This window comes from Ruegeria sp. BHSB056 (assembly GCF_059613305.1).
The window spans coordinates 1-21,351 of the sequence record NZ_JBXWSG010000009.1 but is presented as its reverse complement, the minus strand read 5'-3'; the positions used below and the strand labels follow the sequence as shown (position 1 = coordinate 21,351).

Annotated in this window: 22 protein-coding genes and 1 riboswitch; of the genes, 18 read left to right on the top strand and 4 right to left on the bottom strand. The window is 56.8% G+C overall.

Translation table 11 applies throughout. From position 1 onward, the window contains the following. Window positions 1–10: 10 nt before the first annotated feature. Window positions 11–520: a bifunctional 3-hydroxydecanoyl-ACP dehydratase/trans-2-decenoyl-ACP isomerase gene (gene fabA / locus AC2FND_RS03975; RefSeq protein WP_209505371.1), complete on the bottom strand. Its 510-nt coding sequence runs from the start codon at window positions 518–520 to the stop codon at window positions 11–13. Between the two features lie 188 nt (window positions 521–708). On the opposite strand from fabA, the gene irrA reads away from it, so the two are divergent. Further along, a complete protein-coding gene (gene irrA, locus AC2FND_RS03970; RefSeq protein WP_496768111.1) occupies window positions 709–1,125 on the top strand; it encodes an iron response transcriptional regulator IrrA in 417 nt (138 codons plus the stop codon). Here irrA and AC2FND_RS03965 read toward each other — a convergent pair. Beyond that, a complete protein-coding gene (locus AC2FND_RS03965) occupies window positions 1,103–2,026 on the bottom strand; it encodes a LysR family transcriptional regulator (protein ID WP_480538626.1) in 924 nt (307 codons plus the stop codon). The genes irrA and AC2FND_RS03965 overlap by 23 nt on opposite strands. A gap of 83 nt (window positions 2,027–2,109) precedes the next feature. Here AC2FND_RS03965 and AC2FND_RS03960 point away from each other — a divergent pair, with 83 nt between their 5' ends. Then, window positions 2,110–2,907, top strand: coding sequence for a phytanoyl-CoA dioxygenase family protein (locus AC2FND_RS03960; RefSeq protein ID WP_496768040.1), 798 nt, complete (start codon window positions 2,110–2,112; stop codon window positions 2,905–2,907). 6 nt (window positions 2,908–2,913) lie between these two features. Here the strand turns inward: AC2FND_RS03960 and AC2FND_RS03955 are convergent, their stop codons facing one another. Beyond that, window positions 2,914–3,777 (bottom strand): glycosyltransferase family protein, encoded by an 864-nt coding sequence (locus AC2FND_RS03955; RefSeq protein ID WP_496768038.1) that lies wholly within the window; start codon window positions 3,775–3,777, stop codon window positions 2,914–2,916. A gap of 122 nt (window positions 3,778–3,899) precedes the next feature. Between AC2FND_RS03955 and miaB the strand changes: the two genes are divergently transcribed. The 10 genes from miaB (at window position 3,900) to cmk (ending at window position 14,382) form a co-directional block, all read left to right on the top strand. Beyond that, the gene (gene miaB / locus AC2FND_RS03950) at window positions 3,900–5,219 is read left to right on the top strand and encodes a tRNA (N6-isopentenyl adenosine(37)-C2)-methylthiotransferase MiaB (RefSeq protein WP_209505380.1); all 1,320 of its coding nucleotides are present in this window, start codon (window positions 3,900–3,902) and stop codon (window positions 5,217–5,219) included. Window positions 5,220–5,223: 4 nt separating this feature from the next. Continuing rightward, entirely contained in the window at window positions 5,224–6,156 is a 933-nt protein-coding gene (locus tag AC2FND_RS03945) for an outer membrane protein (protein WP_496768036.1), read from the top strand. A 136-nt stretch (window positions 6,157–6,292) separates the two neighbouring features. Further along, the gene (locus AC2FND_RS03940) at window positions 6,293–7,315 is read left to right on the top strand and encodes a PhoH family protein (RefSeq protein WP_496768034.1); all 1,023 of its coding nucleotides are present in this window, start codon (window positions 6,293–6,295) and stop codon (window positions 7,313–7,315) included. Window positions 7,316–7,351: 36 nt separating this feature from the next. Beyond that, window positions 7,352–7,846, top strand: coding sequence for an rRNA maturation RNase YbeY (gene ybeY / locus AC2FND_RS03935; protein WP_496768109.1), 495 nt, complete (start codon window positions 7,352–7,354; stop codon window positions 7,844–7,846). Between the two features lie 35 nt (window positions 7,847–7,881). Then, a complete protein-coding gene (locus AC2FND_RS03930; RefSeq protein WP_209505394.1) occupies window positions 7,882–8,769 on the top strand; it encodes a hemolysin family protein in 888 nt (295 codons plus the stop codon). Next, entirely contained in the window at window positions 8,766–10,280 is a 1,515-nt protein-coding gene (gene lnt, locus AC2FND_RS03925; RefSeq protein ID WP_496768032.1) for an apolipoprotein N-acyltransferase, read from the top strand. The genes AC2FND_RS03930 and lnt overlap by 4 nt, the downstream gene beginning before the upstream one ends. Window positions 10,281–10,310: 30 nt before the next feature. Beyond that, window positions 10,311–10,359, top strand: a riboswitch (SAM-SAH riboswitch). Window positions 10,360–10,364: 5 nt separating this feature from the next. Next, on the top strand, window positions 10,365–11,546 hold the full coding sequence (gene metK / locus AC2FND_RS03920) for a methionine adenosyltransferase (RefSeq protein WP_209598222.1): 1,182 nt from the start codon (window positions 10,365–10,367) through the stop codon (window positions 11,544–11,546). An 84-nt stretch (window positions 11,547–11,630) separates the two neighbouring features. Next, window positions 11,631–12,353: a tRNA (guanosine(46)-N7)-methyltransferase TrmB gene (gene trmB / locus AC2FND_RS03915; protein ID WP_496768030.1), complete on the top strand. Its 723-nt coding sequence runs from the start codon at window positions 11,631–11,633 to the stop codon at window positions 12,351–12,353. A 68-nt stretch (window positions 12,354–12,421) separates the two neighbouring features. Beyond that, complete coding sequence (gene aroA, locus AC2FND_RS03910; protein ID WP_496768028.1) at window positions 12,422–13,768, top strand: 3-phosphoshikimate 1-carboxyvinyltransferase; 1,347 nt, start codon at window positions 12,422–12,424, stop codon at window positions 13,766–13,768. After that, window positions 13,765–14,382 carry a (d)CMP kinase gene (gene cmk, locus AC2FND_RS03905; RefSeq protein ID WP_496768026.1) on the top strand — a complete coding sequence of 206 codons (618 nt, stop codon included), beginning with the start codon at window positions 13,765–13,767 and terminating at the stop codon, window positions 14,380–14,382. Before aroA ends, cmk begins: the two co-directional genes overlap by 4 nt. A gap of 24 nt (window positions 14,383–14,406) precedes the next feature. On the opposite strand, the gene AC2FND_RS03900 is transcribed toward cmk, so the two are convergent. Beyond that, window positions 14,407–14,883, bottom strand: coding sequence for a YHS domain-containing (seleno)protein (locus AC2FND_RS03900; RefSeq protein WP_209505404.1), 477 nt, complete (start codon window positions 14,881–14,883; stop codon window positions 14,407–14,409). 632 nt (window positions 14,884–15,515) lie between these two features. On the opposite strand from AC2FND_RS03900, the gene rpsA reads away from it, so the two are divergent. The 6 genes from rpsA to AC2FND_RS03870 form a co-directional block, all read left to right on the top strand. Further along, window positions 15,516–17,192 (top strand): 30S ribosomal protein S1, encoded by a 1,677-nt coding sequence (rpsA, locus tag AC2FND_RS03895; protein WP_209505405.1) that lies wholly within the window; start codon window positions 15,516–15,518, stop codon window positions 17,190–17,192. 270 nt (window positions 17,193–17,462) lie between these two features. Then, window positions 17,463–17,747, top strand: coding sequence for an integration host factor subunit beta (ihfB, locus tag AC2FND_RS03890; protein ID WP_050603110.1), 285 nt, complete (start codon window positions 17,463–17,465; stop codon window positions 17,745–17,747). A 7-nt stretch (window positions 17,748–17,754) separates the two neighbouring features. Then, entirely contained in the window at window positions 17,755–18,105 is a 351-nt protein-coding gene (locus AC2FND_RS03885) for a lipopolysaccharide assembly protein LapA domain-containing protein (protein WP_209505811.1), read from the top strand. Between the two features lie 5 nt (window positions 18,106–18,110). Next, a complete protein-coding gene (locus tag AC2FND_RS03880) occupies window positions 18,111–18,755 on the top strand; it encodes a phosphoribosylanthranilate isomerase (RefSeq protein ID WP_496768023.1) in 645 nt (214 codons plus the stop codon). Between the two features lie 98 nt (window positions 18,756–18,853). Further along, window positions 18,854–20,101, top strand: a complete 1,248-nt coding sequence (trpB, locus tag AC2FND_RS03875) for a tryptophan synthase subunit beta (RefSeq protein WP_209505407.1) — start codon at window positions 18,854–18,856, stop codon at window positions 20,099–20,101. Window positions 20,102–20,791: 690 nt separating this feature from the next. Further along, on the top strand, window positions 20,792–21,351 hold a 560-nt coding region (locus tag AC2FND_RS03870), incomplete at its 3' end, for a hypothetical protein (RefSeq protein WP_496768022.1).

Here is a 21,351-nt window from a genome sequence, read left to right as displayed (position 1 = left end):
TCGGTCAGGCTCAGGCCTCGGACAGAACGACCTTCATATCTTTGACATCATAGATCATCTCGCCATCGGCTTCGACGATTCCATCTGCCACACCCATGGTCAGGCGACGTGTCTGAATCGCCTTTTTGAAATCGATTTTATACGTTAGCATCTTGCGGTCGGGACGAACCATACCGGTCAGTTTCACTTCGCCCACGCCGACAGCCATGCCGCGCCCTTGCCAGCCACGCCAACCCAGGTTGAAACCGGTCAGCTGCCATAGACCGTCAAGGCCCAGGCAGCCCGGCATAATTGGGTTGCCGGGAAAATGGCAGTCAAAGAACCAAAGGTCAGGGGTGATATCGAACTCGGCCAGCACATGGCCCTTACCGTGCAGGCCACCGTCTTCCGAGATGTCGGTAATCCGGTCCATCATCAGCATTGGCGGGGCGGGCAATTGTGCATTGCCGGGGCCAAATAATTCGCCGCGGGCGCATTTCAGCAGATCGTCTTTGTCAAAACTGCTTGGGAACTGGGCCATTCTTGCCGCCTCTCCTGCCGTGGGTCCGTTCGTTATATCTGGCCTCGTCTAGCACCCGTTTGCAAGGTCCTGCAAGAGCAGCGGCTACATCATGTTGTGTATGCCGCGTTCTTTGCGAATGAATTTCATTTGAAATTGCCAACCATGCGCTCCTATATATAATGGAAGTGACTATGGGTATTGGATCAATGACACCGCAGAGCGACGAAATAGCAACGGGTTGGCTGGTGAACGCCGGCCTGCGTCCGACGCGTCAGCGTGTGGCGTTGGCCGAGCTTCTGGTGGGCGATGGCCGCCATCGTCACGTCACCGCCGAGAGCCTGTTTGAATCGGCCAAGGAGAATGGTGACGCTGTGTCACTGGCGACGGTATACAATACCCTGCGCGCGTTTTGCGACGCTGGTGTTCTGCAGGAAATTACTGTGGACGGGTCAAAAAGCTATTTCGACACGAACACGCATGACCACCCTCATTTTTATTGGGAAGACGAGGCGCGCCTTAGTGATGCGCCGTCTGACCAATTGGTGATCCAACGCCTGCCTGAAGCGCCCGAGGGGGTCGAGATTGCCTCGGTCGACGTTGTCATTCGCCTGCGCAAAAAGTAGCGCCAATACCGCCTTTCAAACTCGCCAACAACAAACGTTCAACCTGATCAATGGTCGCGTCAGCTGGCCCTGTTCCGTGGCGCGCAAGAACAACGGACTCAGTTGCGTCCTGATCGCTGATCGGAACACTGACAAGACGTTTATTGTCATAACTGACCGGGTTGAGCGGGCTGGTATAGCTGATCCCGATCCCTTCGCCATGGGCGGCAAGACTGCGCTGAATCTCAATCGATGCCGCCCTATGCGCGACAGTCGGGTGCAGACCGTTGCGCCGAAAGAGGCTGAGGATGTGTTGTGCCGACCAGCCTTCTGTCGACAGGATCAACGGATGAGCGGCCAAGTCAGCCAGCGAGACTGTGCCCGCTGTCGCCAACGGATGATCCGGGGGCATAAGGGCCTTTGGCCGACTGTCGAACAGTTTTGCTCGTGTAAACCCCGCGTCCATTGTCAGCTCGTAAGTGATTGCAACATCGATCTGGCCATCAATCAATCTGTTCAACAGCCCTTCGAAGGAGGCGGCAAAATAAGTGATAGCGATGTTTGGAAAAGCATCGCGCAAATGGTGCAGGGCGGGTGCCAGCAGGAAGGGCGCGAGGTCCGTAAAACACCCCAGTCTTAGATGTGTCGTGCCCGGCGACGGAGTTTCAGATGACTCGATTTGGGCTGCGTCTTTCAGCAGGGTCTCGGCCTGATCGATGAATTTTCGCCCCTGAGGTGTCAGCGCCATGGCCGAACCTCGGCGGCGGATAAACAGCGGGTATCCCAAATGTGCTTCGACACGCGTCAGGGCCGTGGACAGTGCTGGTTGTGAAACATTCAGGTATTGTGCGGCTGCTGACAGGCTGCCGTGGCGCCCGACCGCGCAAACATATTCGTACTGACGCAGTGAAATGTATAACATGAAATTAATTATAACTTCGAAAGATATGATTTGAACAGAACACTCCTTCTACGCAAAAGATTGAAAAACGAATGGAGACCCGGATGCCTCACCCGCTTGTTACCCAAGAGATGATCACAACGTATCAGGATGATGGCGTCGTTCTGATCAAAGGGCTGTTTGCAGACTATGTGGATCAACTGCGGAAGGGTGTGGCCGCGAATATGGCAGAGCCTGGCCCGTATGCATCAGAAAACAAGAAAGAGGGTCAAACGGGTCTGTTCTTTGACGATTACTGCAACTGGACCCGCATTCCACAGTTCCGCGAGGCGATCGAAAACTCGCCCGCGGCCGAGGTCGCAGCGGACCTGATGCAGTCGAAAAGCGTGCAGGTGTTTCACGACCACGTATTGGTAAAAGAACCCGGGACATCCATGGCCACGCCCTGGCATCAGGATGGCCCATATTACTTCGTTGAAGGTCAGCAAACCATCAGCTTCTGGTCTCCGCTGGATCCGGTCAGGCAGGCGACGTTGCGCTGTGTCGCAGGCTCTCACCGGTGGGAGAAAGAGGTGCTGCCAACCCGCTGGGTTTCCGAGGAAGGTTTTTTCCCCGATGAAGGGCAGTACATCCCCGTGCCGGACCCGGATGCCGAGGGCATGAAAGTCGTTGAATTCGAAATGGACCCCGGTGACGCCGTTGCCTTCAATTATCGCACCCTTCACGGTGCGCGGGGTAACCACTCGGATAGCCGTCGCCGCGCCTTTTCTCTCCGGCTGGTCGGCGATGACGCACGGTATGTAGAGCGTCCAGGCAGAACCTCTCCACCTTTTCCCGGCCATGGCATGACACCTGGGCAGCGTCTTCGCGAAGACTGGTTTCCGGTCCTGTTTCAGCGCTAAGACGCTTCAGAACCACTGGCCTGATTCGATCAGGCCCAGATCCAGCAGCTGCCGCGAGTGCCATTCAAATGGCACAGAGTTGCGCCAGCTGAAATTTGAAATGTCAAAAGTCGACCCGGCATTTGTTTTGAGCGCCTTCGCGGCGCGGAAGGAACAAATAGCTGCGGTCATGTTGTGGTGCCATGGGCAGGAATAGGTATTGTATTCCGGCTCATTGAACGTGTGGTCCGATTTCAGGATCAGGCCTTTTTGCGCCTTGAACAGGGCGATGCGGTCGATGCGACGGCGTTCATAGGGAATGTGATCCTCGAACCGCCAGCGCAAGCCACCGGACAGGTCAACCTGCCGGTCCAGCGGTTGGCCGTCAGGGTCGCGGCGTGATTGGGCATAGTAACCCGTTTTGTCGAACAAAGCCTGTTCGGGGGCGACACCGTTGGGAAAAGCGGTCAGATCCTCGGCATAAAGGTCGATGACGTAGCTCAGCATCGCGTTGCGGCGTTCTTCGCTGTGAAAGGCCAGCATCTCAGCAATGCTGCGCGTTTCGCAAAACGGAAAGAACAGGTATTCGGCGTTGTAGCAGTAGTACATCCAGATGCCGGGCGCGGCCTGAATTATTCTGTTCAGGGTATCGAAAACCACCGTTCGGGGAACGCATTTCAAGGTGACCCGATGCACCCGGTCGGTCAACGCGGGCTCCAGTCGGAACTCCTGAGGCATGAAGACGATAACGGATTTGAACCCAAGCTTCAGATGGTGATGCAGAGTACTTTCCAACTCGATTTCGTCCTCGGCAAAGACCATAGCAACGGGGCCTTGCGCCATTGCGGGCTGCCCGGCTTTCAGGAAATGGTTTAGGGAATCGTATTGCATCGGCTTTTTTCAATTTTGTCTTGCTGGAAAGTTCCGCCAAATTCGGGTAATTGCGCCCGCATTGCAAGCGGCGTTCGAAGCATATAGACGACGCCGGTCCAGCGAATGCAAAGGCCCGTCTTATGTCCGAACCGAAGAAGCTGTTTATCAAGACCTATGGCTGTCAGATGAATGTCTATGACAGCGAACGCATGTCCGAGGCGCTGGGCGGGCAAGGCTATGTTGAAACCCAGACACCTGATGATGCGGATATGATTCTGCTGAACACCTGCCACATCCGTGAGAAAGCGGCAGAGAAAGTGTATTCCGAACTTGGGCGCTTCAAGGGCCTGAAGGCCGAGAAGCCTGATCTGAAAATCGGCGTGGCGGGCTGTGTCGCTCAGGCGGAAGGCGAAGAGATCATGCGCCGCCAGCCTCTGGTCGATCTGGTGGTCGGCCCGCAAAGCTATCACCGCCTGCCCGAGATGGAGGCAAAGACCCGAGCGGGTGAAAAGGCGTTGGACACGGATTTCCCCGAAGAGGATAAGTTCGAAAAACTGAAAAACCGCCCCAAGGCCAAGCGTGGCCCGACGGCGTTTCTGACTGTTCAGGAGGGCTGCGATAAATTCTGCGCCTTCTGCGTGGTTCCTTATACACGCGGTGCTGAAGTCAGCCGCCCAGCGGATCGCATCATTCGCGAAGCCCATGATCTGGTCGAGCGCGGGGTGCGGGAGATCACGTTGCTGGGCCAAAATGTCAACGCCTATCACGGTGCCGGTGCGAATGGTGACATGACGCTTGCTGGTTTGATCTGGGAACTGAACAAGGTCGACGGGCTGGAACGTATCCGCTTTACCACCTCGCACCCGAACGACATGGCCGACGATCTGATCGAGGCACATGGCACCTGTGACAAGCTGATGCCCTATCTGCACCTGCCGGTTCAGTCGGGTTCGGACCGTATCCTCAAGCGGATGAACCGCAGCCACACGGCAGAAAGCTATCTACGGCTGGTCGAACGCATTCGTGCGGCGCGGCCTGATATCGTGATGTCGGGGGACTTCATCGTTGGTTTCCCCGAAGAAACCGAAGATGATTTTCAGGCCACGATGGATTTGGTCGAAGAGGTCAAATACGGCTACGCCTATTCCTTCAAATACTCCACACGTCCGGGAACCCCGGCGGCTGAACGGGCTCAGGTCGATCCGGCAGCGGCAGATGAACGGTTGCAGCGGCTTCAGGCCCTGATCACGCGCCATCAGCGGGAGATTCAGGACGGTATGGTCGGACGCACTGTCCGCGTTCTTTTTGAAAAACCGGGTCGCTTGTCCGGGCAGATGGTTGGAAAGTCTGAATATCTGCATTCGGTGCACGTAAAAGGACCAGAGATCGCCACGGGTGACTTGAGAGAGGTCCGGATCACTGCGTCGGGGGCGAATTCTCTGGCGGGCGAGTTGCTGTAGATCGGTGCAAACACCTCCCGGACACCATAGTTGGTGTTTGTTTCCAAAATTTACCCTTGATTTATTGCTTAGAACTATGCTCCGAGAGGAGCCATGGTTTTTTGGGCGCAAGGATCTGCGTCTACAAATCGGCGATATGCCGGTCCCGGAAAACGGGATGAGGGAGGTACGAGTGTCGACTATCAAGAGCTTTGGGAGCCTGAGCAGGTTGAGAACACTGACGTTAACTGCCGCTGTTACACTGATTGCCGGCGCATCCATTGCCGGTGATTTGAAAGGTGACATAAGCGATCCGGAAGTGGTCAGCCCGAAAAGATTCAGCAGCGATGTCCGCGCTTTTTACCTGGGACTTACCGGCGGTTATGGCTCTGGCGGGGACGATCGGTTTGGCCTGACAACACCCGGCGGACAGTTTGATATCGGTGATCAGGATTTATCCGGAACATTCGGGGGTCTCCGGGGCGGCTGGCGTGGTGTCTTACCAGCTTCAGGTGGGCGCGACTACGTCTATGGCTTTGAAGTCGGGTATGAATTCGGATCCCTGGACGACACTGTCAGCAGGCGGATCGGCGGCGTCAATGTGCAAGGCGGAACAGAGATATCGGATGTTCTGGCAGTCCGATTTCGCAATGGTCTGACAAACCGCAGCGGACGAATTCTGTATTTCTTCAGTGTCGGATATCTGTGGGGCGATGTGGAAACAACCAACAGTATTGCATCGGCCACTTCGGTTCAGAATTTCTCGGTGTCAGATCGGCGGAACGGCTATTCGGCAAGCATAGGGGCCGAGCATAAGTTGTCGGGCAATTGGTCGATCACAGGCGAATATGAATATGTCCAGTTCCAATCAAAGGACGTCCAGTTCAGTTCTGGTTTTTCCACAAAGTCCACACCAAAATACAGCGGCTTGAGAATCGGGCTGAATTACACCTTCTGAAGTACATCCAATCGGCAACCGATCACCATTAAATCGGCTGTTATGACATCTCAGCATTTATTTTTGAAACTGTGGCTTGCGCCTACCAAGATTTGTTGTCTACGCTCGGGGTGAACAGCCAAGACAGGAGAGCGGATTGGCCATCGGTGCCCTGACCCCACCGCAAGATGAAATGCCCCAACACGAGGCGTTCGTAGAATTTCCCGACAACCGATTGCTGATTGACCTGTGCGGTGAATATGACCGCAATCTGGCCGAGATCGAAACCAAGCTTTCGGTCCAGATTGTACGTCGCGGCAATCAGTTGGTTGTTATGGGCGATGAAGATGCTCAGAAACAGGCGGTTGAAGTGCTTCAATCGCTGTATACAAGGCTTGAAGGTGGGCGCGAGGTTGAGGCCGCAGACGTCGATCGCGAGTTGAGGATGGGTGTTTCGGAACAGGGAACCGGAAGCCGGGATGGCGACCAGCTTGAAATGTTCAAGGGCGGTTCGGTCGAGATCAAGACCCGCAAGAAGCTGGTTGAACCGCGCACCGACGCCCAGAAAGCCTATGTCCAGTCACTGTTCAACAATGAGCTGGCCTTTGGAATTGGTCCCGCGGGGACGGGTAAGACCTATCTGGCAGTGGCGGTCGGGGTTTCGATGTTCATCGGCGGACATGTGGATCGAATCATCCTGAGCCGTCCGGCGGTCGAGGCGGGCGAAAAACTGGGTTATTTGCCGGGTGACATGAAGGACAAGGTCGACCCTTACATGCAACCGCTTTATGACGCGCTGAACGATTTTCTGCCCGGAAAACAGTTGGCCAAACTGATCGAAGAGAAACGAATCGAAATCGCTCCGCTGGCCTTTATGCGCGGTCGTACGCTGGCCAACGCATTTGTGGTTCTGGATGAAGCGCAAAACGCCACCACGATGCAGATGAAGATGTTTCTGACCCGTCTGGGGGAAGGAAGCCGCATGGTCATCACCGGCGACCGGTCACAGGTCGATTTGCCGCGTGGCGTTCAATCGGGCCTAACGGATGCTGAGAGGTTGTTGAAAACGATCCCGAATATCAGTTTCAACTACTTCACCTCAAAAGACGTGGTGCGTCACCCGCTTGTCGCCGCGATCATCGAGGCGTATGAGGCCGATGCGGGCCGTGAAACCACGTGAGCACATAGCCCGTTAACGAGGCTGTTGCGCGGGATGATGACCCTGGATCTCATTTTCGAAGACGAAAGGTGGCAAGACCTGGAGGTCTTGTCACAAAAGTCGATTGACGCCGTTCTGGCCCATTGCGGACTGGCGCTGGAACAGTGCGAAGTCAGTATTTTGGCGTGCAACGACGCGCGGATTTCAGAACTGAACGCAGAATTTCGCGGCAAACCGACGCCCACCAATGTGCTGAGCTGGCCTGCGGAAGACCTGGCTCCGGACGAGCCAGGGCAAACACCACGCCTGCCAGAGCCTGATTTTACCGGTGAGATTGTTCTGGGTGATATTGCGATTTCCTATGACACCTGCGTCCGCGAGGCGTCCGAAGCCAACAAAGCAATGAATGATCACGTGACCCATTTGCTGGTTCACGGAACGTTGCATTTGCTGGGTTATGATCACATTCGTGACCCCGATGCCACCTTGATGGAAGGGATTGAGGTCAAGATACTTGGCAAATTGGGTATTGATGACCCATATAAGGTATAATGTGGGTTCAAGACCCGATCAGTTGGAACAAGGTAATGGGCGATATAGAAGGCAGTTCTAGGGCGGCGCAAAGCGCGCAACCTCAGGACAGCAGTACTGAAACGGAAGAGAAAACCGGTCTGTTTTCTCGAATCCTTGATGTGTTTTCGAGCGAAGATACTCAACCGGACCAGTCGGTGAACGGACAAAACGCGGCTGTGGCGCAGCCACGCGGGATGATTAACCTGCGTCGGATGCGCGTTGAGGACGTTGCCATCCCTACCGCTGAAATCGTCTCGGTTCCTTCAACGATCACAAAAGATGAACTGGCGGATGTTTTCCGGAGCAGTGGTATGTCGAGGATTCCGGTCTATGAGGGAACCTTGGATACACCGCTTGGCTTTGTTCATCTCAAGGATTTTGCCCTGACCCACGGTTTCAACGGTGGGGGTAAAGAGTTTGATCTGACCTCTATGCTTCGGACGCTTTTGTTCGTGCCGCCATCCATGCCGATCGGCGTCTTGTTGACCAAGATGCAAACCGAGCGGCGTCACATGGCATTGGTGATTGATGAATATGGCGGCGTTGATGGTCTGCTTACGATCGAAGACCTAATCGAGCAGGTCGTTGGCGAAATCGCTGACGAGCACGATGCGGATGAAGACCAGCTTTGGGTGCAGGAAAAGCCCGGATGCTATGTGGTACAGGCGCGCGTGCCGCTCGAAGACTTCGAGGCCGAGATTGGTCGGTCTCTGACCAGTCATGAAGACGTCGACGAAGAGGAAATCGATACTCTGGGCGGGCTTGTCTTTATGCTCTCCGGCCGCGTTCCAGCGCGGGGTGAGGTTGTCATTCACCCAGAGGGCCCAGAATTCGAAGTGATCGAAGCCGATCCACGCCGTATCAAACGGCTGCGCGTCATGCTGCCGGGCGTTGCTGCATGACCCCAGTACGGGGATGGCCATTATCGTTGAGATTACTGGCCGCCGCCGCCCTTGGCGGGGTAGGCGCTTTTGGTCAGGCGCCTCATCTGTATTGGGGCGCAACCGTTTTGGCTCTGGTCCTGATTGTGCCGATCTTCCTTACCAGCGAAACCCGAGGCCGGGCGGCCTGGGTCGGCTGGGCCTTCGCGACCGGCTATTTTGCCCATGCCCTCGGCTGGATCATTGAACCGTTCCAGGTGGATGCTGAACGCCATGCCTGGATGGCCCCGTTTGCGTTGGTGTTCTTGGCGGGCGGGCTGGCCTTGTTCTGGGCTGCCGCCTTTGGCCTGTCGCGCAGAATTGGTGCGACGCCCATTCGTCAGGGCATATTACTGGTTGCAGTCTTGTCCCTGGCCGAGGTGGCGCGTGGATACGTGCTGACTGGCTTTCCATGGGCTGGCGCCGCGCAGATCTGGGTGGATACACCGGTGGCTCAGGTGCTGTCTCTGGTTGGGCCGTATGGGTTGAACGTGCTGACCTTTGCCGCAACGTTACCAATTGGCGCGGCATTGGTGCAGGATAAACCCTTGAACGGTTTGGCGCGGACCCTGGGTTTTACTGTTGCGATGGCGGTGATGGCGATTACTTATGGGTCGATGCGACCCGTCGTTCAGGGTAGTTCGCATCTGGTTCGCGTGGTCCAGCCGAATGCCCCTCAGCACCAAAAATGGGATCCGGCATATGCGCCTTTGTTTTTCGCGCGTCAGGTTGAATATACCGCAGCTTTTCCCAGACCCGACCTGATTGTCTGGCCCGAGACCGCAGTTCCAGCGTGGTTGGGTAGCGCGCAACCGTTTCTGTCGACTGTTGCGGATGCCGCGCAGGGTGTGCCGGTGATATTGGGGATTCAGCGCGCAGAAGGCCCGAGGATCTTGAACTCGCTGGTCTATCTGGATGAAACCGGGCGTCAGGCAGGGTTGTATGACAAACACCACTTGGCGCCTTTCGGTGAATACGTCCCCTTGGGTGATCTGATGGGGCGTTTCGGGGTCAGTGGACTGGCGGCCACAACCGGGCATGGGTTCAGCGCGGGGCCGGGCCCCGCCCTGTTGGACCTCGGCAAGCTTGGAATCGCATTGCCCCTGATTTGCTACGAAGCCATTTTCCCGCAAGATGTGAATGGTGCGCCGGGCCGGGCTGACTTCTTATTGCAGATCACAAATGACGCCTGGTTTGGTGCGCGGTCGGGACCGTTTCAACACCTGGTGCAAGCCCGGATGAGGGCAATTGAGCAGGGCTTGCCGATGATCCGTTCGGCCAATACTGGTGTATCGGCCATGATTGACCCATTGGGTCGGGTGACTGCGTCATTGGCTCTGGGTGAGGCGGGATATGTGGACGCCGTGCTGCCGCAACCGCACCGTCGCACGACTTATGCTCGTATCGGGGACAGTCCGGTCGTTGTTGTCCTACTGTTTATTTTGGCAATGGCGCTGTTTGGTATCCGCGGCGACCGGGCAATTAGAGATTGACCCCAACTTTGGTCAGGCGTATGCGTCTGTGGTCTGCCACAACGGCTTCCTGGCGTGGCGGAGAAACCTTAATGGAGCACATTTATGTCCCGACAGAACTATACTTTTACTTCGGAATCCGTTTCTGAAGGGCACCCGGATAAGGTCTGTGACCGTATCTCGGATGCTGTCCTTGATGCATTTCTGAACGAAGAGCCTGAGGCGCGCGTGGCCTGCGAAACCTTTGCCACGACCAACCGCATCGTTATCGGTGGCGAAGTTGGTCTGTCGGACAAGGACAAACTGCACGACTACATGGGCCGCATCGACGAAATTGCGCGCGAGTGCGTGAAAGACATCGGATATGAGCAGGATAAGTTCCACCACGAAACCGTCGAGGTGACGAACCTTCTGCACGAACAATCCGCCCATATCGCGCAGGGTGTGGATGCCGCAGACAACAAGGACGAAGGCGCTGGCGACCAGGGCATCATGTTTGGCTTTGCCACAACAGAAACGCCTGCGCTTATGCCTGCACCGATCCAGTATTCGCACGCAATCCTGCGGCGTCTGGCCGAAGTGCGCAAGAACGGCACCGAGCCTGCACTGGGGCCGGATGCGAAATCTCAGTTGTCTGTCGTTTATCAAGACGGCAAACCGGTCGGCGTCAGCTCGATTGTTCTGTCGACGCAGCATCTGGACGAGGCACTGACGTCGGATGATATCCGCGCCATCGTTGAACCCTATATCCGTGAAACTCTGCCCGAAGGCTGGCTGTCGGCCGAAACCGAATGGCACGTCAACCCGACCGGCAAATTCGTTATTGGCGGGCCGGATGGCGACGCGGGTTTGACCGGTCGTAAGATCATCGTGGATACCTATGGGGGCGCAGCCCCGCATGGTGGCGGTGCTTTCTCGGGCAAAGACCCGACCAAGGTTGACCGTTCGGCGGCCTATGCCGCTCGCTACCTGGCGAAAAACGTCGTAGCCGCAGGTATGGCCGAGCGCTGTACTATTCAGTTGAGCTATGCCATTGGCGTGTCGAAGCCGCTTTCGATTTACGCAGACACGCATGGCACGGGTCAGATTGCAGATGCGGCGATCGAAAAAGCAGTTGGTCAGATCATGGATCTGACGCCGCGTGGCATTCGTCAGCACCTTCAGCTGAACAAGCCGATCTACCAGCGTACAGCGGCTTACGGTCACTTTGGCCGCGAACCGGATGCAGATGGTGGTTTTAGCTGGGAACGAACTGATCTGGTCGACGCGCTGAAATCCGCGGTTTGATCTGAAAAACCCAAAGCGCGCCTTCACGGGCGCGCTTTTTCTTTGGGGCAGTGCACGCTCTTGCAACGTACTCCGGTGCGCAGTATGGCCACCGCCATGAGCACCGAGACCCCACAACGCCCGCGCAGAAACTTTTATGGCCGTTTCAAGGGCAAGACCCTGAAGCCCAGTCAAAAGACCTATCTGAACGAAGATCTGGCCGCCTTGTCACCCGGCGCTGTGGACTGGGACACCAACCCTGAACGCAAGCCGCTGGACCTGGATGGCCTGTACGGCGGTAAACCGGTCTGGTTGGAAGTCGGCTTTGGCGGTGGTGAGCATCTGGTGCACCAAGCGCAAAACAATCCTGACATTGGCATCATCGGGGCCGAGCCATACATCAACGGTGTTGCCATGCTGCTGGGCAAAATCCGTCAGGCAGGTGTTGAAAACCTTGCCGTGCACCCCGGAGATGCGCGCGACCTGTTCGACGTGCTGCCAGAGGCCTGCATTTCGCGCGCGTTCCTACTATACCCCGATCCCTGGCCCAAAACGCGGCATCATCGCCGCCGTTTTGTGACGCCGGAACATCTTGAGCCACTGGCAAAGGTGCTGCAACCCGGGGCGATCTTCCGGGTAGCAACTGACATTCCCGATTACGTGCGTCAGACATTGGAAGAGGTTCCGCGCGCCGGGTTTGAATGGCTGGCGGATCGTCCTTCTGACTGGCGTGAACCGTGGGACGACTGGATCTCCACGCGATACGAACAGAAGGCGCTGCGCGAGGGTCGGACACCTCACTACCTGACCTTCCGACGCAAAGGCTGATTGCCGCTGGACCAACGGGCGTCAATTCGCTAATCGGCTTGAGCACTGATAGCGCAAAAGGAGCCCTCATGTCCGGACACGGCACGCCCATCCCGATGACCTCGCATCCCTGCGGCCCGCTGACCGGCACGGCAGAGGTGCCCGGCGACAAGTCGATTTCGCACCGGTCGCTGATCCTTGGCGCGATGGCCGTGGGTGAGACCCGGATTTCGGGTTTGCTCGAGGGCGAAGACGTTCTGGATACCGCCAAGGCGATGCGTGCCTTCGGCGCCGAGGTCACAGATCACGGAAACGGGGAATGGACAGTGCACGGCGTGGGTGTCGGTGGCTTCGCCGAACCGGGCCAAGTGATCGACTGTGGCAACTCGGGAACCGGCGTGCGCTTGATCATGGGGGCGATGGCGACCTCTCCGATCACTGCGACCTTTACTGGTGATGCCAGTCTGAACAAACGCCCCATGGCCCGGGTGACTGATCCTCTGGCCCTGTTTGGGGCAGAATCGGTTGGACGGTCCGGCGGGCGCTTGCCGATGACCATCGTTGGCGCGGCGGACCCTACCCCTGTGCGATACGAAGTTCCGGTGCCGTCGGCGCAGGTGAAATCCGCCGTTCTGCTGGCGGGTCTGAATGCCCCCGGAAAGACCGTTGTGATCGAGAAAGAGGCCACGCGCGACCATTCCGAACGGATGCTGGCTGGATTTGGCGCCGAGATCACGGTCGAGGATACCGACGAAGGCCGTGTTATCACGCTAACCGGTCGTCCGGAGCTGAAGCCGCAGGTCATCTCTGTACCACGCGATCCGTCCAGCGCGGCTTTTCCGGTTTGCGCGGCACTGATTACACCTGGATCCGATGTTTTGGTGCCGGGGATCGGTTTGAACCCTACACGCGCGGGCCTCTTTACGACCCTGCGTGAGATGGGCGCTGATCTGACCTATGAAAACGAGCGCGAAGAGGGCGGCGAGCCGGTTGCCGATCTGCGCGCGAAATACTCGCCAAACATGAAGGGCATTAACGTGCCGCCAGAACGCGCGGCCTCGATGATCGACGAATATCCCGTTTTGTCCGTGGTTGCTGCAAACGCCACGGGCACCACGATGATGGGCGGAGTAAAGGAACTCCGGGTGAAGGAAAGCGACCGCATCGATGCCATGGCGCGCGGTCTGCGAGCCAACGGCGTCACGGTCAACGAGGGTGACGATTGGTGGTCGGTTGAAGGGCTGGGCATCGGCAACGTTCCGGGCGGCGGCACCTGCGAAAGCTTTCTGGATCACCGCATTGCCATGTCGTTCATGGTGATGGGTATGGGGGCACAGAGCCCCGTGAGTGTGGATGATGGCGGCCCGATCGCGACGTCGTTCCCGATATTTGAACCTTTGATGGCGTCATTGGGTGCAAAGGTAGAGCGCACGTGAGTTTCACGGTTGCCATTGACGGACCAGCGGCTGCGGGCAAGGGCACAATATCCAAGGCTGTGGCGACGCATTTCGGCTTTGCCCATCTGGACACGGGTTTGCTGTATCGCGCTGTCGGAAGGCGAACCCTGGAAGGGGTTGACGCGCTAGAAGCCGCGCAGGCCCTGACAGCGGAAGAACTTGAACAAGGGGATCTGCGCACCGCCGAGATTGCACAGGCAGCTTCCAAAGTGGCGGTTCTTCCAGAGGTTCGCGCAGCCTTGGTCGATTTTCAGCGCGCGTTTTCCCGCAGGGCAGGTGGGGCCGTTCTGGACGGTCGTGATATTGGCACGGTGATTTGTCCGGATGCCGAAGTGAAGCTGTTTGTTACAGCCAGTGCAGAAGTGCGCGCCGAGCGTCGTTTTCTGGAGCTTAGTGCAAAAGGCGCTGACGTAACCCGTGAACAGGTTCTGGCTGATGTCAGAGAACGCGACGCGCGGGATGCTGAGCGTAGCACAGCTCCGATGAAACCCGCTGAAGATGCCGTGCAGTTGGACACCACCGATCTGAGTATCGAGGCGGCGTTGGCCAAAGCCGTTGAGGTGATCAACGCGAAACTGCCCGCGACGCGCTAACGCCGCGGGCAAACGGGTCAGGTCTTACAGCTCGCCCACGGCGACGCTTTTGATATTCGCCCATTGGTCATCCGCGGTTTTTGCGGTGGCGCCAACATCCTTCAAGAAGGCTGCCCGGGTTTCTGCATTCAGGAAAAGAAACAGTTTTCCGTCTGCGACAAGGTATTGATCCGGGTCACCGTCAAATTTCTTGCCGACCGATACACCGAACGAACAGAAGCCACCGTGCTGCGGCAGGTATGCAGCAGGGTTTGCTTCGAACGCTTCTCGGTTCGCGGCGGACGTGAAATAGTAGGAGGCTCCGTCATAAGTTGACGAGTGAGTGGCGAAGCCTTCGACCGGGTTGCCATCATTGACCAGTGCAACCAGATCAACCCCATGGGCGGCCAGCGGCGCACCGGCGGCTGAAATGCCGTTGGACACGTTGATTTCGTCAGCAGCAAAGGCTGGGGTGGACAGGGCAATTGCAGTTGCCATGGCGGTAAAGATGAGAGATTTCATGATATTTTCCCTTTGGTTCTGGTTTCGGGTCGACCGCTTTGTCGACCGACAAGGCAAAATTAGGGAAAGAATGCCGAACGTTTAATCTCAGATACATCGCCAGATGTTGCAGATCGTACAAACGGTCGAATGGATTGCTGTTCTCACTCCAATTCTCTACGATACATCTCGTGACGCAGGCAGCTGAGTGCCGGGTCCCGCGCGGTGTTTCAAGACACTTCACCCTTGCGCTGCACTCGAAGACACAACCATGCGGTCCCGCGTCCCAATACCGAGAAACCGCCTAAAGAAGACCTGACGCGAACCGTGCAAGCCATTTCAGTCAGAACCCGCTATTGTTCAGGTTGCTATGACGCTCGGGGGATCAGCGTTAGGCAAGAGTTCCTGCGCGCGCTGCCGCGCACCATAGGCTTTGCACTTGCACCGGTTCAAGATTCAGCCTATACGCGCGCTGTCGATACAAGGGCGGTCAACGTCCGGATGACGTTTCTGAGCAGGGCCGGGTTACCTCGGCCCTTTGTGTTTGTTTGCTCAGCGGCGCACCGGGTCACGCCAGACGGCATCATGAAACAAGACCGGCGGAGACAACCGCTCGGCCAGCAAAAACGTACTGTAAAGGAAATGAACGCCACATGGCTAACGCATCCATGGAGGAATTCGAAGCCCTCCTGAATGAAAGCTTCGAAATGGACACACCCGAAGAGGGTTCTGTTGTCAAAGGCAAGGTTCTGGCGATCGAAGCCGGCCAAGCCATCATCGACGTAGGCTACAAAATGGAAGGCCGCGTTGATCTGAAAGAATTCGCAAATCCCGGCGAAGCCCCTGAAATCGCTGTCGGCGACGAGGTCGAAGTTTACCTGCGCGCCGCAGAAAACGCCCGTGGCGAAGCCGTCATCTCGCGCGAGATGGCCCGCCGTGAAGAGGCATGGGACCGTCTGGAAAAAGCATATGCCGACGACCAGCGAGTCGAAGGTGCAATCTTTGGCCGCGTCAAAGGTGGCTTCACCGTCGATCTGGGTGGCGCAGTTGCGTTCCTGCCCGGCTCGCAGGTTGACGTGCGCCCCGTACGCGACGCTGGCCCACTGATGGGTCTGAAGCAGCCGTTCCAGATTCTGAAAATGGACCGCCGCCGTGGCAACATCGTTGTGTCGCGCCGCGCCATCCTAGAAGAATCGCGTGCCGAACAGCGTGCCGAAGTCATCGGCAACCTGTCCGAAGGTCAGACCGTCGAGGGTGTTGTCAAGAACATCACCGAATACGGTGCATTTGTTGACCTGGGCGGCGTTGACGGCCTGCTGCACGTCACCGACATGGCATGGCGTCGTGTGAACCACCCGTCCGAGATCCTGACGATCGGCGAAACCATCAAGGTTCAGGTCATCAAGATCAACAAAGACACCCACCGCATCAGCCTGGGCATGAAGCAGCTTCAGGAAGATCCGTGGGATCTGGTTGCTGCCAAATACCCGCTGGGCTCGGTTCATCAGGGTCGCGTCACCAACATCACCGACTACGGCGCATTCGTCGAGCTGGAAGCCGGTGTCGAAGGTCTGGTGCACGTGTCCGAGATGTCCTGGACCAAGAAAAACGTCCACCCCGGCAAGATCGTTTCGACCAGCCAGGAAGTCGACGTCATGGTTCTGGAAATCGACGGCGCCAAGCGCCGCGTGTCTCTGGGCCTGAAACAGACACAGCGCAACCCATGGGAAGTGTTTGCAGAAACACACCCCGAGGGCACCGAAGTCGAAGGCGAAGTCAAGAACATCACCGAATTTGGTCTGTTCATTGGCCTCGAGGGCGACATCGACGGCATGGTTCACCTGTCGGACCTGTCCTGGGACGAGCGTGGCGAGGATGCGATCCAGAACTACCGCAAAGGCGACATGGTTTCGGCCGTTGTCTCGGAAGTGGATGTCGAGAAAGAGCGTATCTCGTTGTCGATCAAAGCTCTGGGTGGTGACAAGTTTGCAGAAGCCGTTGGTGGCGTGAAGCGTGGCTCGGTCATCACTGTCGAAGTGACCGCAATCGAAGATGGCGGCATCGAGGTCGAGTACGAAGGCATGAAGTCGTTCATCCGTCGTTCCGACCTGTCGCGTGACCGTTCCGAACAGCGCCCCGAGCGTTTCTCGGTCGGTGACAAGGTTGATGTCCGCGTAACCAATGTCGACAGCAAGACCCGCCGTCTGGGTCTTTCGATCAAGGCACGCGAGATCGCAGAAGAGAAAGAAGCCGTGGAACAGTACGGTTCTTCCGACTCGGGCGCGTCGCTGGGCGACATTCTGGGTGCAGCGCTGAAGTCGGGCGACTAAGCCCGGGGCGCATCCCAAGTATGATTTACGGCCTCGCATGGAAGTGCGGGGCCGTTTTTGTTGCGAATCAACGTGTTCCAAACACGCTGCTTAAACTCGATAATGTTCGCGCTTGAAGTGTGTAAATCGGCCTGTCGGGCAAAATTTCGCGTGAGAATATGGCAAAATAAAGCCTCAACACGCAGAGTATCCGTTCCCCCGTTCTGGGTTTTTTCCTATACTGTCAAAACAGTAGACCTGTCACACCGGCTGCCTGGGAGGGTATCACGAATGATCCGTTCAGAACTGATTCAGAAAATCGCTGACGAAAACCCGCATCTCTATCAGCGTGATGTCGAGCGGATTGTGAACACCGTGTTCGAAGAAGTCACCGATGCCATGGCGCGCGGCGACCGGGTCGAGCTGCGCGGCTTTGGTGCCTTTTCGGTGAAAAAGCGGGATGCCCGCGTTGGGCGCAACCCCCGTACCGGTGAAACCGTTCAGGTCGAAGAAAAATGTGTACCATTTTTCAAAACTGGTAAGTTGCTCAGGGATCGTTTGAACGGTAAAGCCTGACCTCATGATGCGTTACCTTCGATATGCTTTTCTTGGGACTCTCGGGATCGTTCTGATTTCCGTTTCCCTGGCAAATGTTCAGTCTGTAGAACTGAAACTGATGCCCGATGCTCTGGCCGAGCTTCTGGGCTTTAACGTCAGTACCTCTTTACCGCTTTTTCTGGTCGTTCTCGGTGGCGTTGTCGCCGGTTTGATCATCGGTTTCATGTGGGAATGGCTGCGGGAACATAAACACCGCCGCGATGCGACCGTGAAAAAGGGCGAGGTCCGCAAGCTTGAACGTGAGGTCAAGAAGCTCAAGAAAAAGCAGAACGAGGGTAAGGATGATATTCTGGCCCTGCTCGACGAGGCCAGCTGAGGCTTATGTCGACCGTTGTGTCCGTCAAGATCTGCGGTTTGACCGCCCCAGAACATGTGCGCGCTGCGGTTGAAGCTGGCGCGCGCTATGTCGGGTTCAACTTCTTTCCCAAATCGCTCCGTTACGCGCCGATACCGAAAGCCGCGGCGTTGGCCGCCGAAGTACCAATCGGCGTCGCCAAGGTCGCTCTGGCCGTGAATTTCTCGGACGCGCAGCTTGATGAGATTGTCGCGGGTGTTCCGTTGGATATGTTGCAGCTTCACGGTGGAGAGATTCCCGAGCGTGTGGCAGAGATCAAGCAGCGCTATGGCCTGCCCGTCATCAAGGCGATCGGTGTTGCCGAGGCCGAGGACCTGGCTGCGATTGATCTGTATTCCGAAGTTGCAGACCAGCTTCTGATCGATGCAAAGCCGCCGAAGAATTCGGAACTTCCCGGCGGCAACGGTCTTCCTTTTGACTGGCGGCTGCTGGCAGGTCGCAAATACTGGCGCAGGCCGTGGATGTTGTCCGGCGGTCTGAACCCAGACAATGTCGCTGAGGCGATCCGCATGACGGGTGCTCGGCAAGTCGATGTGGCGTCGGGTGTTGAAAGCGCGCCGGGCGTAAAGGACGCTGGACTGATACAGGCATTTATCGACGCGACACGCTGATTTTGTTTGCCGCTGCCAGGGGGCGACATGGTGCGTTTTGCCATGGCAAATCCCGCGACGACCACCTATGACAGTCAGGTACGACGAGGGAGACACCCATGGCCAACGATCTTTTCAATTCCTTCATGTCCGGCCCTGATGAGCAAGGGCGCTTTGGCATATTCGGCGGGCGTTTTGTCAGCGAAACGCTGATGCCGCTGATCCTGTCACTGGAAGAGGAATACAACAAAGCCAAGGATGATCCGACCTTCTGGGCCGAGATGGATGATCTGTGGGCTAACTATGTGGGCCGCCCCTCACCTCTGTATTTCGCGGAACGCCTGACCGAGCATCTGGGCGGGGCGAAGATCTATCTGAAACGCGATGAGCTGAACCACACCGGCGCACACAAGATCAACAACGTGCTGGGCCAGATCATTCTGGCGCGCCGCATGGGCAAGACCCGGATCATTGCCGAGACCGGGGCAGGGCAGCACGGTGTGGCCACAGCCACGGTCTGTGCGAAATTTGGTTTGAAATGCATCGTTTATATGGGTGCCCACGACGTGCAACGTCAGGCGCCGAACGTGTTTCGTATGCGCTTGCTTGGGGCCGAAGTGATCCCGGTCACTTCGGGTCGCGGTACGCTGAAGGACGCGATGAATGACGCGCTGCGTGACTGGGTGACCAATGTGCGCGATACGTTCTACTGCATCGGCACAGTGGCCGGTCCGCACCCATACCCGGCGATGGTGCGTGATTTCCAGTCGATCATCGGCAAGGAAGCCAAAGAGCAGATGATGAAGGCCGAAGGCCGTCTGCCGGATACGATCATTGCAGCTATCGGTGGCGGCTCGAACGCGATGGGTCTGTTCTATCCTTTCCTTGATGACAAGGCCGTCAACATCATCGGTGTTGAGGCCGGCGGTAAAGGTGTAAACGAAAAGATGGAGCATTGCGCCTCGCTGACAGGCGGTCGCCCGGGCGTTCTGCATGGCAACCGGACCTATCTGTTGCAGGATGATGACGGGCAGATTCTGGAAGGCTATTCGATTTCGGCCGGTCTGGACTATCCGGGTATCGGGCCCGAACATTCCTGGTTGCATGAGGTCGGTCGCGCGACTTACGTCTCGATTACCGACAAGGAAGCGCTTGAGGCATTCCAGCTGTGCTGTGCCACCGAGGGTATCATTCCGGCACTGGAACCCAGCCACGCTCTGGCGCATGTCATGAAGATCGCGCCAGAGTTGCCCAAGGACCACCTGATCTGCATGAATATGTGTGGACGCGGTGACAAGGATGTTCAGACCGTCGCAAAATACCTGAACTTCGATATGTCTGACACCGAGGGTCGCACTGTCGGTTGATTTCGAACCGGGGCCACATGCCCCGGTTTACAATTTCGATCAATCAAGCTGCCGGGAAAACCCGTCGGTCCACCATTGATTGTAGTGCCGCTCCGAAATGGCTTTCGGATCCAATTGCTGTTTTGCCGGGCGCAGATGGATTGTTGTTCCTGCCCTGGCATAGCCTCCGGTTTTTTCACCGTATGCTCGCCCTCGCAAGCGATCCTTTTGGACCCGCCGGAGCCCGGCCAAAGAATCGACCACAAGCGATATCGCCCTGTTCAACTTGTGCCCGAAAGTTTCCAAATGGTGGTCAGTGCGGCAAGTGGAGCCACACTGTTGCAAAATTGCTGAACTTTCAGCGATTATGTCCCTTCTGTCTTTGCAGACGAGTTTCTAGCGTAACCTGCCTCAGGTTCCTTTCTCCGCGCGACGACACTGTAAATACTGGGTGTTTCAAGCTGTTTGAGAGTTAGCCTTGGTCAAAACCCGGTTGTTCTAACAACACGACGTGTCCCGCACGCCCCAGTTGATTCCTGCCGCGTTCTATACAGCGTCTTCCAATTGAATTAACTTCTCATTAACCGGCGATTTGCCGCCGGTTCTGGGGATGTCTCTGCGAAGATGGGGCAAGGATGACGCTGCTTGGGATGCGATTTTAACCCCGGGCACTCTGGTGTTTGGCACCCACGCGGTGCTGTAGGAGGTAATATGGTTTGGTCCGCAATTACGAGGCTGTTGTGCCTGGGTCTTTTGGTTTCCGCGCTTTTGATGGGAAGCGTCAAAGAGGGTCTGGCGTTTGGCAACCCTTCGTTTCCGTCCCAGACAGTCGCAACACCTAACGGCGGGCAGATTTTCTTTTCCAATCTCCAAAGTACTGCGACAGCGTTCATGTCGTTGGGCGGCTCGGGTGAAGGCCCGGGAGGATCGTTCTATTTCAACAATGGTGTTTTGACTCAACCTGCTATTACGCCAGCAGGATTGGCCAATCTTGGATATATTGGCGCGACGATACTCAGCCAGAATGGAGCCGATTCCACTTACGCCGCTGATGGCTATCTTGGGGTCATGTTCACCGCGCGCGAAACCGTCGGAGGGCCGCTTTACCTTTATGAAATCGCGCTGTCGGGTGTCACGAATACCCAGATTATCAACACTCGGACTTTGGCAGACACGACGCAGCCGACGGCCTCAATTGGTGCGCTGACAACAATCGGGAACGGTACGTTCCAAGCGGTGATCACACTGAGTGAACCCAGCACAGATTTCAC

Excerpts from the sequence above, each read along its gene's own strand:
- fabA (WP_209505371.1), bottom strand. The coding sequence starts at position 520 with ATGGCCCAGTTCCCAAGCAGTTTTGACAAAGACGATCTGCTGAAATGC.
- irrA (WP_496768111.1), top strand. The coding sequence starts at position 709 with ATGACACCGCAGAGCGACGAAATAGCAACGGGTTGGCTGGTGAACGCC.
- AC2FND_RS03965 (WP_480538626.1), bottom strand. The coding sequence starts at position 2,026 with ATGTTATACATTTCACTGCGTCAGTACGAATATGTTTGCGCGGTCGGG.
- AC2FND_RS03960 (WP_496768040.1), top strand. The coding sequence starts at position 2,110 with ATGCCTCACCCGCTTGTTACCCAAGAGATGATCACAACGTATCAGGAT.
- AC2FND_RS03955 (WP_496768038.1), bottom strand. The coding sequence starts at position 3,777 with ATGCAATACGATTCCCTAAACCATTTCCTGAAAGCCGGGCAGCCCGCA.
- miaB (WP_209505380.1), top strand. The coding sequence starts at position 3,900 with ATGTCCGAACCGAAGAAGCTGTTTATCAAGACCTATGGCTGTCAGATG.
- ybeY (WP_496768109.1), top strand. The coding sequence starts at position 7,352 with ATGACCCTGGATCTCATTTTCGAAGACGAAAGGTGGCAAGACCTGGAG.
- AC2FND_RS03930 (WP_209505394.1), top strand. The coding sequence starts at position 7,882 with ATGGGCGATATAGAAGGCAGTTCTAGGGCGGCGCAAAGCGCGCAACCT.
- lnt (WP_496768032.1), top strand. The coding sequence starts at position 8,766 with ATGACCCCAGTACGGGGATGGCCATTATCGTTGAGATTACTGGCCGCC.
- metK (WP_209598222.1), top strand. The coding sequence starts at position 10,365 with ATGTCCCGACAGAACTATACTTTTACTTCGGAATCCGTTTCTGAAGGG.
- trmB (WP_496768030.1), top strand. The coding sequence starts at position 11,631 with ATGGCCACCGCCATGAGCACCGAGACCCCACAACGCCCGCGCAGAAAC.
- aroA (WP_496768028.1), top strand. The coding sequence starts at position 12,422 with ATGTCCGGACACGGCACGCCCATCCCGATGACCTCGCATCCCTGCGGC.
- AC2FND_RS03900 (WP_209505404.1), bottom strand. The coding sequence starts at position 14,883 with ATGAAATCTCTCATCTTTACCGCCATGGCAACTGCAATTGCCCTGTCC.
- rpsA (WP_209505405.1), top strand. The coding sequence starts at position 15,516 with ATGGCTAACGCATCCATGGAGGAATTCGAAGCCCTCCTGAATGAAAGC.
- ihfB (WP_050603110.1), top strand. The coding sequence starts at position 17,463 with ATGATCCGTTCAGAACTGATTCAGAAAATCGCTGACGAAAACCCGCAT.
- AC2FND_RS03885 (WP_209505811.1), top strand. The coding sequence starts at position 17,755 with ATGCGTTACCTTCGATATGCTTTTCTTGGGACTCTCGGGATCGTTCTG.
- AC2FND_RS03880 (WP_496768023.1), top strand. The coding sequence starts at position 18,111 with ATGTCGACCGTTGTGTCCGTCAAGATCTGCGGTTTGACCGCCCCAGAA.
- trpB (WP_209505407.1), top strand. The coding sequence starts at position 18,854 with ATGGCCAACGATCTTTTCAATTCCTTCATGTCCGGCCCTGATGAGCAA.